This window comes from Deltaproteobacteria bacterium (assembly GCA_009930495.1).
Classification (GTDB): Bacteria; Desulfobacterota; Desulfovibrionia; order Desulfovibrionales; family Desulfomicrobiaceae; genus Desulfomicrobium.
In genome coordinates this window covers 1-8,323 of record RZYB01000123.1, presented here as the reverse complement: position 1 = coordinate 8,323, position 8,323 = coordinate 1, and the positions used below count along the sequence as shown (strand labels likewise).

At 62.6% G+C, this 8,323-nt stretch carries 7 protein-coding genes; 4 read left to right on the top strand and 3 right to left on the bottom strand.

Going from position 1 to position 8,323, the window contains the following annotated elements:
- Positions 1 to 1,029, bottom strand: a 1,029-nt coding sequence (locus EOL86_10240; protein NCD25950.1) for a WYL domain-containing transcriptional regulator, incomplete at its 3' end; no start/stop codon positions are given.
- Positions 1,030 to 1,246: 217 nt separating this feature from the next.
- Positions 1,247 to 2,842, bottom strand: coding sequence for a transporter (locus EOL86_10235; GenBank protein NCD25949.1), 1,596 nt, complete (start codon positions 2,840 to 2,842; stop codon positions 1,247 to 1,249).
- A gap of 334 nt (positions 2,843 to 3,176) precedes the next feature.
- On the opposite strand from EOL86_10235, the gene EOL86_10230 reads away from it, so the two are divergent.
- From EOL86_10230 to EOL86_10220, 3 genes are all read left to right on the top strand, one after another.
- A complete protein-coding gene (locus EOL86_10230; protein NCD25948.1) occupies positions 3,177 to 4,484 on the top strand; it encodes a D-alanyl-D-alanine carboxypeptidase in 1,308 nt (435 codons plus the stop codon).
- 61 nt (positions 4,485 to 4,545) lie between these two features.
- A complete protein-coding gene (locus EOL86_10225) occupies positions 4,546 to 5,532 on the top strand; it encodes a glucokinase (protein ID NCD25947.1) in 987 nt (328 codons plus the stop codon).
- A gap of 131 nt (positions 5,533 to 5,663) precedes the next feature.
- Positions 5,664 to 6,617 carry a hypothetical protein gene (locus EOL86_10220; protein ID NCD25946.1) on the top strand — a complete coding sequence of 318 codons (954 nt, stop codon included), beginning with the start codon at positions 5,664 to 5,666 and terminating at the stop codon, positions 6,615 to 6,617.
- Here EOL86_10220 and EOL86_10215 read toward each other — a convergent pair.
- Positions 6,614 to 7,885 (bottom strand): 4Fe-4S dicluster domain-containing protein, encoded by a 1,272-nt coding sequence (locus EOL86_10215; GenBank protein NCD25945.1) that lies wholly within the window; start codon positions 7,883 to 7,885, stop codon positions 6,614 to 6,616. The genes EOL86_10220 and EOL86_10215 overlap by 4 nt on opposite strands.
- Before the next feature lie 171 nt (positions 7,886 to 8,056).
- Between EOL86_10215 and EOL86_10210 the strand changes: the two genes are divergently transcribed.
- A partial coding sequence (locus EOL86_10210) for a sulfite exporter TauE/SafE family protein (protein ID NCD25944.1) occupies positions 8,057 to 8,323 on the top strand: 267 nt, incomplete at its 3' end.

Genomic DNA, 8,323 nt, shown 5'->3' with positions numbered 1-8,323 from the left:
CATCCCATACACCCCGGCCATTTTCCTCACCTTCTCCATCGCCTCTTTCCTCAGCCAATCCGGTTCCAGCACTTCGAACGATTCGCCCCAGCGCAGGGCCCACCAGAGCACTTCCCTGGGTTCCTCGACGCAGACTTCGAACAGCAGTTCGTTATTATCTAATTCCGTCAAGTGCTGGCCGTTGCGGCGCATTTCCCGGATGTGGGGCGCGGCGGTGGCGTCAAAACGCAGGCGCACGGTCTGGGGCGTCTTGCCCGTGGCCATGATTCCGAACACATGGCGTTTGTACTCGGAAAATTCGTAGCCGCGCATGTTCGAAAAGGTCATTCCGGTTGGTTCGGCGCTCTGGATTCGGCAGACCTTGAGGCGGCGGATGCCCGCGCGCGCCCAGTGGTGGCCGTCCAGATACAGGGCGCCGTCGTGCAGAAAGAGTTGGTATGGGTCCATGTCGAAGGTTTCCGCTTCTCCACGTGGTTTGGCGTAGGTGATCCGCAGCCGTTTGCGTCCGATAATGCTCTTGAACAGCATGTCCTCCACCGCGTTGGGGGCAGCGCGAAGCGTCGTCCCGGTTTGCCCCAGCAGACCGGCGCAGGCGGAACAAACCTCCGGGTCCTGTATGGCCAGGAGCTTGGCCACGGCGTTTCTGGCCTGCTCGGACACAAACGAGGTCCGCATGTCGGCGAGCTGGCTCACGGCCAGGATGATGGCTAGACGCTCGTCCAGACTCAGGGCCGGGGCCAGGAGAAAGTCATCGCGTTTCAGCACGTGGCGGCGGGACTTTTTTTCGTAGACGATGTCCGCGCCGAGGTGTCGTAAAATCATGCGATATCGGCTCAGGGTGCTTTTGGTGACACCCAGCTCTTCTTGCAGTTGGGCCGGGCTGATGTCCGGATTGGTTTTCACGGCCTGGTACAAAAGCAGAACCCGAACAAGTTTTTCCGTGTCAAAGGTTGTCTGTTTCATTTTTTCCCTCATTCCCGTGTCGTGGACAACACCAAGAATCCGGATGTTCCCATACTGCTGGGACATGCATTGTTTTTGGCGAGAATTGTGTAGAGCTATTCAATGGGATGAAAATAGCAAGGAAAATGAAGAATGTATGACAAACATGCGCACCAACGTCGATATTGGTGCAGGGGGCGGAGTGGAAGGGAGTAGGGCCGGCGGATTCGGGCTGGAATGGGCCCGGCGCGTCGAGGCCGTGATCACGCCCATGGGCGGATCATGGGCGTGGAGCGGGCTGAATTTAACCGAGGAGCATGATGATTTTGGTGGCCAGAATCTTGCCGATCAGGGCCGCCGGGTAGACCGTGGCGTAGGCCGTGGCCGCGTAGGTGGTCGGGCTCAGGGCCGCGGCCGCGTCCAGGCCCGTGGTCGAGGTCATGCCGCCGGCGACCACGCCGGTCAGGCGCAAAAACGGGATGCGCAGCACGAATGCGCCTATTGCCGCTCCGGCCAGGGCCGTGCAGGTGGTGATGGCGGCACCGGCCAGGAAGAGGGGATAGCCATGTTGCGCCAGGGTCGGGATCAGGGTCGCGCCGGCCTTGGTTCCGACCACGGCCAGAAAGAGCCCCAGTCCCAGATCGCGGAGCATGGCGATGGCCGTGCCCGGCAGTTCCGTGATCACGGGGCCTATCTGGCGCAGGGCACCGAAGCCAAGGCCAGCCAGGAGCACGCCGCCCGTGGCGCCCAGGGAAAAGACGCCCAGGCCGGGCAGGTACAGCGGCACGGCGCCAAACAGCATGCCGCAGAACAATCCGGCCAGAATGACCACCACGCTGACCACGTACAGGGCGCGGACATCGTCGCCCAGCAGCTTCTTGACGTTTTCCAGGGCATCCGGGTGGCCGACGACGTGCAGAATGTCGCCCTGATTGACGCGCACATTGGCGCCCGCCGGACAGTCGAATCCGTTGCGGGTGATCCGCGAAACCTGGACCCCGTAGGCATGGCTCAGATTCAGGGCGCGTAGGGTTTTTCCGGCCACTTCGGGGCGGGAGAGCAGGATTTCCCGTTTGGCCAGTCCGGCGCCAACGGCCAGATCGGCTTCGACGCGGGGGCCGATAAGAATTTCGGCCTGACGCAGCATGTCTTCCGTCCCCACCACGCGCACGGTGTCACCCATGCCCAGCGCGCATTCGGCCGTGGCCAGTTCCGGGGTTCGCGCGTCGTGGCGCAGAACGCGGGTGATGGTCACGCCGGCCATGCCTTCGGGCAGAACATGGCTCAAGGGGCCGACGCAGAGGTTGGGGTTGGTCACGCGCAGGTGGGTGAAGTCTACCCCTGGATGTTGCCGGGTGAGTTCTTCCTCCATGCGTTTTTCCTCGACCCGGATGGATGCGCGGAGCATGAGTGGCATGAACTTGATGACCAGCACCGCGCCGATCACGCCGAACGGATAGGCCACGCCGTATGCCGCCGGCGCCTGACTGTCGTGGGCCATCTCCACGGCCACGGCTAGGGACGGCGTCGAGGTCAGGGCACCGGCGAAAAGCCCGGCCGCGATGTCCGGCGAGAGGTCAAGGCCCGCCGCCAGCCCCAGGGTCACGGCCAGGCCCACGGCCGCCATGGTCAGGGCGCACAGGCCCAGGCGCAGGCCGCCGCGTTTCATGGAATGCAGGAAGCCCGGGCCGGCCTGTTGGCCCACGGCGTAGATGAACAGGGTCAGACCCAGGGATTGCAGCACCGGCGGCAGGTTGAATCCGGCCAGACCCAGGGCCAAACCGGAAAAAATGATGGCCGAGGACCCCAGGCTGAAGGACCAGAGCCGAATACGGCCGAGCAGATGGCCGGACAGAATCACGGCCAGCAGCACAAAAATGGGGTTGTTCAGGAGTTCCACACGCGCCTCGTCATTGTCATTGTTCAGTCAACCAACGCGCCCGGAGCTACTCTTTTTGCGCGTGAAGGCAAGAGGAAGATGGGAGCGCGGCATCCATGGGCCAGGCACGACGCGGCCGCGTGAAACATGCGCCGCCTCCGGGCGGAATGTCGGGCAAAAAAGCCAGGGCGGACGCATGTTGAGCCTTGCTTCTGGATTATGTATGACAGCGCTCGGTACCAAATGCGTGGTGATGGCGCGAATTTATGTATTGTGGTATAACTATCTGAATATGCTTAATTTTATATTTTTTTCAGCTCTTGACCATTGAATCGAGGACATTTAAGGCACGCCCATGGCAAAGAAACATGCAATGAAATCCGTGGTTTTTTGGGTGGTTTGGCTGATGGCCCTGGCCTTGGTCGGCGAGGGCGTTCCGGCTCGCGCCGACGTGTACCGCGCGTCCGTGGCTCCCAGGCCGGCGACCTCGGCGGCGCCGTCCTCGAAGTCCGGAAACTCGGTCCAGGCATCCACGTCGTCCAAGGCATCCAAGGCCACGACCTCCCCCCAAAAAACGCGGGTTCAGCCCTCGGCGCCTGCCAAGAAAAAAGGGGCGGTGTCGGCCGCGAAAAGCAAGAGCGCGGTCAAGAAAGAGGGACGGCCCACCAAAAGCGTGAAAAAGTCGGCCAGCAAGACCGTGCGGAAAAAGACCACGGCCCCGGCCCGGGTCAAGGCGTCGTCCACGACGACGCGGTCGGCTCAGAAAAAAGTTGCCGTCAAATCGAAAAAGTCCTCCAAGCTTCGGCCAGCGGCGAAGGGCAAGGGAACGAGTAGCCGGAAAGCGCGCAAATCGGCGGCCATTCCGGTCCGGAGTGGAGCCTCCAAGGACCTGCATCTCAACGTCAAATCGGCGCTGCTCATCAATATGAGCACGGGGAAGGTCTATTTCGAGCAGAACGCGGACAAATCCATTGCTCCGGCGTCCATCACCAAGCTTTTGACCCTGTATCTGGTTCGCGAGGCCATGGCTCGGGGGAGTCTCAAGGGCTCGACGCCCATTCCGGTCAGTTCCCTGGCGGTGCGGACCGGTGGTTCGAGCATGAGCCTGCGGCGGGGCGAGCGGGTTCCGCTGACCGAGTTGATCAAGGGCATCAGCGTCGTTTCGGCCAACAACGCCTGCGTGGCCATTGCCGAATATCTCGGCCAGGGAGACATGAACCATTTTGTCCGGCAGATGAACGCCAAGGCCAAGGCCCTGGGCATGACCCAGAGCCGGTTTCGCAACCCCAATGGCCTGCCCGCGCCCGGCCAGCTGTCCACGGCTCGGGACATCGCCAAGCTCTCCATGGCCTATTTGCGGACCTTCCCCGAATCCTTGTCCGTGCACTCCATGACGACCCACACGTATCACGGCGCTACCCATCGCAACGCCAATTCCCTGTTGCGCACGTATCGGGGCGTGGATGGCCTCAAGACCGGTTTTGTTTGCGCTTCGGGCTACAACATCACGGCCACGGCCAAGCGCGGCAAGACCAGACTTCTGGCCGTGGTGCTCGGTGCCCAGAGCGCGGCCATCCGCCAGGTCGAAACCGCGCGCCTGCTCGACTATGGCTTCAAGCGCGTTGTCGCCGATGGAGGCGACGCCACCTTGGCCCGCAAATGAGATGGCCCGCATTGTCCCGAAGGCCCCGCGTTGAACGGGGTTTTTTGTTTGGTGGGAGGCCATGAGCCGCCAGGAGGTTGATATGGCCCGGATTCTCGCCGCCGATATCGGCGCGACCAACAGCCGCTTCGGCCTGTTCGAGATGGAATCGGCGCAGGACCCCCGGCTTGTGCTGTCGCGCGAACTGCCGACAGCCGAGGCAGTGTCCTTCGCGGATATGTTGACGCGTTTGGCCGGGGTGGGACTTGGCGTGCGCGACACTTCCGTTGCCGGCACGGTTCTGGCCGTGGCCGGGCCGGTTCGGGACGGGCGCTGCCAGTTGACCAATGCCGCCTGGGACATCGACCTTGCCCGTCGGGACGGCCTGCCCGAGGCACGGACAGTGTTGATCAACGATTTCGTGGCCCAGGCCCTGGGCTGTCTGACGGCTCATGTCCGGTCCACGGCCACGGTTGTTCAGGCCGGAGTGGCCCGGCCCGGCGTCATCGCGGCCGTTGGCGCGGGCACGGGGCTTGGCGCCTGTGCCCTGATTCCCCATCCGGATGTTCCGGGGCGTTTTCTTCCCGTGCCGACCGAGGCCGGGCATGCGCCCCTGGCTTTTTTGACCGCGCGGGAATTCGCCTTTCAGGAGTTTATCCTCCGGCGCACGGGAGCCTCCCATGCCTGTGGCGACGTGGTGGCCTCGGGGCGTGGCCTTGGCTTCATGCATGAGTTTTTGACCGGCAAAAAATTGAGCCCGGCCGAGGTGGCGGCGGAAATCGGACCGGACAGCGAGACCACGGCCTGGTTCGCCCGTTTTTATGGCCGCGTGTGCCGGATGTTCGCCCTGCATGTCCTGCCGCTGGGCGGGCTTTTTGTGTGTGGCGGCCTGGCGGCCAAGAATCCTCATTTCGTGACCCATCCGGAATTTTTACGCGAATTCACGGACTGCCCGAACTATGCGGATCTGCTCGCCGAGATTCCCATCCGCCGGGTGACCAGCCCGGCTGCCGGTTTGTTTGGGGCCGCGGAATACGGGCGCACGCTGCTGGACGCGGCCCATGACTGAAACGACGCCGCATACGGAATTGTCGTGTCGGCGGCGACGTTTTTGTGGGCATGGTCTTTTGTGAAGTGTAGTATTCCAAAGGGTTGTGAATGGCACGCTGTCTGCTTCCAAGAAGCAAACAGGAGGTGCCCATGCCCACCATCTTTACGCCTTTTGGTCCCGTCAACGCCCTTCCCGGAGTGGAATACTATTCCGACGGCCAAGTCCGTTCTTGCATTGCCGCCACGAGTTCTCCCCTGGACACGCCCCTTGGCGTTCTTATGCCCCAGTTCACGGCCAACACCCTGCGCAAGCGGCAATTGCCGGTCATTGCCTTTCATCCCAATGGCATGATCCGGACGCTACCCCTGGAGGATGAAACTAACATTCCCACGCCCATTGGCGAGATGCCGGCGGAGCAGGTCACTTTTTACGAGGACGGCGCGCTTAAGCGGGTTTTTCCGCTCAACGGCGCCCTAAGTGGGTATTGGACCCAGGAGGATGAGGGGAAGCTGGTCCGCTCCCTGGCCTTGGACACGCCCTTGGGCCGGATTCATGCCTCGCTGGTGTCCGCCTATTTCGCTCCAAACGGCCGGCCGCGCAGTCTGACCCTGTGGCCCGGAACAACCCTGGCCGTGCCGGGTCCGGTGGGGTCGATCCTGACCCGCGTCGGGATTTCCTGGGACGACAGCGGCGTGCTGGCCTCCCTGGAACCAGCCGGCCCGACGGTCGTGCCCACGCCCATTGGTCCGCTTGTGGCCTATGATTCGGATGCCGTGGGCATCTGCGGTGACCGCAATTCATTGCGTTTTCGTCAAAATGGGGCCGTGCTCGGCCTTGTCACCACGGCCCATGCCTTTGACGTTGTGCTGGAAAATGGAAGAACGCGACGCCTGTCCCCGCTCTTGAGAATAAATCCGTGCGATGGAGAGTCGCGCGAGCCGGCACCCATTGCCGTGGAGTTCGGCGGCGGGCAGGTTGCCTTTTTCGTACCCGGTCAGCCCAAGCTCGTCGTCCCCGAGGAGCGGGTTACGGTGTCTTGTTTTGTGATGCCCCTGCCCGCGTTTGGCACGGTTTGCCGTCTGGGCGCGGGCACATTGGGTTAGCCCGCTGCCCGGCGCAGGGCGGCCAGAAAGCGGGAACGCAGTTTGTCGCCCAGAAGCGCCCGTTTGACGGGCGGCAATTTTAGAAAGCCGCCGACCAGGGCGCGCATGAAGGCCTGGGTCCGGCTTTGAGGGTTGTCGAAGAGGAAGGTCTGGAAGGTGTTCCGCTCCAGGGCCTGGAGCATGACCCGTTCGAAGCTGTCCTCCGGATGCAGGACTTTTTGCGGCCGGGCCCGGAGGGTGATGGCCTTGGTCGGACAGGCCAGGGCGCAGACTCCGCAGCCCAGACAGATTTCAGTCACGCGGGCCAGTTTTTTCGTGCGTCCGTTTTCCTCCACGGTGTCCATCGTGATGGCGTTCACCGGACAGGCCTTGGCGCACAGGCCGCAGCCGACGCAGTCCCTGGCGTTGATTCCGGCCACGAAGCTGGAAGTGACCAGGATGCCCGTGTAGCCCGTCTCGCGCACGCCCTGGAGGAGGTTACAGCAGCAGCCGCAGCAGTGACAGATGAAGCCGGCGTCCTGGCGCACATTGTCCGTGGACAGGGTCAGGCCCAGATCGCGGGATCTGGCCAGGATGTCGCGCATTTCCGTCTTGTCGATGGGCCGGGCGAATCCGTTGCGGATCAGGAAACGGGCCGCCGAGCCCATGGACGTGCAGGTCTCCATGGGCGCGCGGCAGGGCGGGTGCCCCAGATGATGTTTTTCGTGGCGACAGGAGCACAGACCCACGGAAAACTCCGTGTGCTCCTCGACGAGGGCCGAGGCCTTTTCGTAGTCCAGGATTTCCACATGCTCGCCCAGGGTTTCCTCGTGGGGCAGGGCGCGCATGACCGAGACCCGTTGCCCGTCGCCGAAATTCGTGTCCAGGAATTTCGTGTCTCCGAACATATAGGCCGAGAACAGCTCGGCCCAGCGTTTTGCCGGCAGGTCCGTCCCCGTGCGCATCATCGTGAATTCAAAGAAGCCGATGACGATGGGGCTGACCATGTACAGGTATTCCTCGCCATTCCAGATATCCATGACCAGTCCCTTGGCGCAGAGGCCGTCGAGGCCGGCCCGGAGCTCGTTTTCGGGCTTTCTGGTCATGCGGGCAATGCGGGAGAGTGTCGCGGGCCGATAGGGCAGGCGAATGATCAGTTCGGCCTCGGCCGGTGTGTAGAGTTCGCGGACCAGATCCTGAAAGACTGGGGTCCAGGGCGTGCGCACCGGAGCCTGGTCCAGGCGTCGGCCCAGTTGGCGGTAGATGTCCTTGCTGGCGATGTGTCCCATGGTCGGTCCTTTGGGTTGAAATCCATGCGGCCGCTTCTTCATTCTGTGCTTTGTCCCGGATTGCAAGGGAAACCGTTTCCTTCGTTGACAAGATGGCGCGACTGGTTCAAAAATTGGTCCAACCAATTTTCAGGGGCCGGCATGTCGTTGGTCCGCAACCCAGGGGGAACCATGTTTGAAGTGCTTGCCTTGTATGTGGTCGTGGGGGCCGTGGCCGGAGTTCTGGCCGGGCTGTTGGGCGTCGGCGGTGGGCTGGTCATCGTGCCCATGCTGGTTTTTTGCATGGAACTGCAACAACTGCCGCAGGAGCTGATCATGCATCTGGCCCTGGGCACGTCCATGGCCAGCATCATGTTCACCTCGGTATCGAGCTTCATGGCCCATCACCGCCGTGGCGCGGTGGACTGGTCCGTGGTCCGGCGCATCGTGGCCGGCATT

Excerpts from the sequence above, each read along its gene's own strand:
- EOL86_10230 (NCD25948.1), top strand. The coding sequence starts at position 3,177 with ATGGCAAAGAAACATGCAATGAAATCCGTGGTTTTTTGGGTGGTTTGG.
- EOL86_10225 (NCD25947.1), top strand. The coding sequence starts at position 4,546 with ATGAGCCGCCAGGAGGTTGATATGGCCCGGATTCTCGCCGCCGATATC.
- EOL86_10220 (NCD25946.1), top strand. The coding sequence starts at position 5,664 with ATGCCCACCATCTTTACGCCTTTTGGTCCCGTCAACGCCCTTCCCGGA.
- EOL86_10215 (NCD25945.1), bottom strand. The coding sequence starts at position 7,885 with ATGGGACACATCGCCAGCAAGGACATCTACCGCCAACTGGGCCGACGC.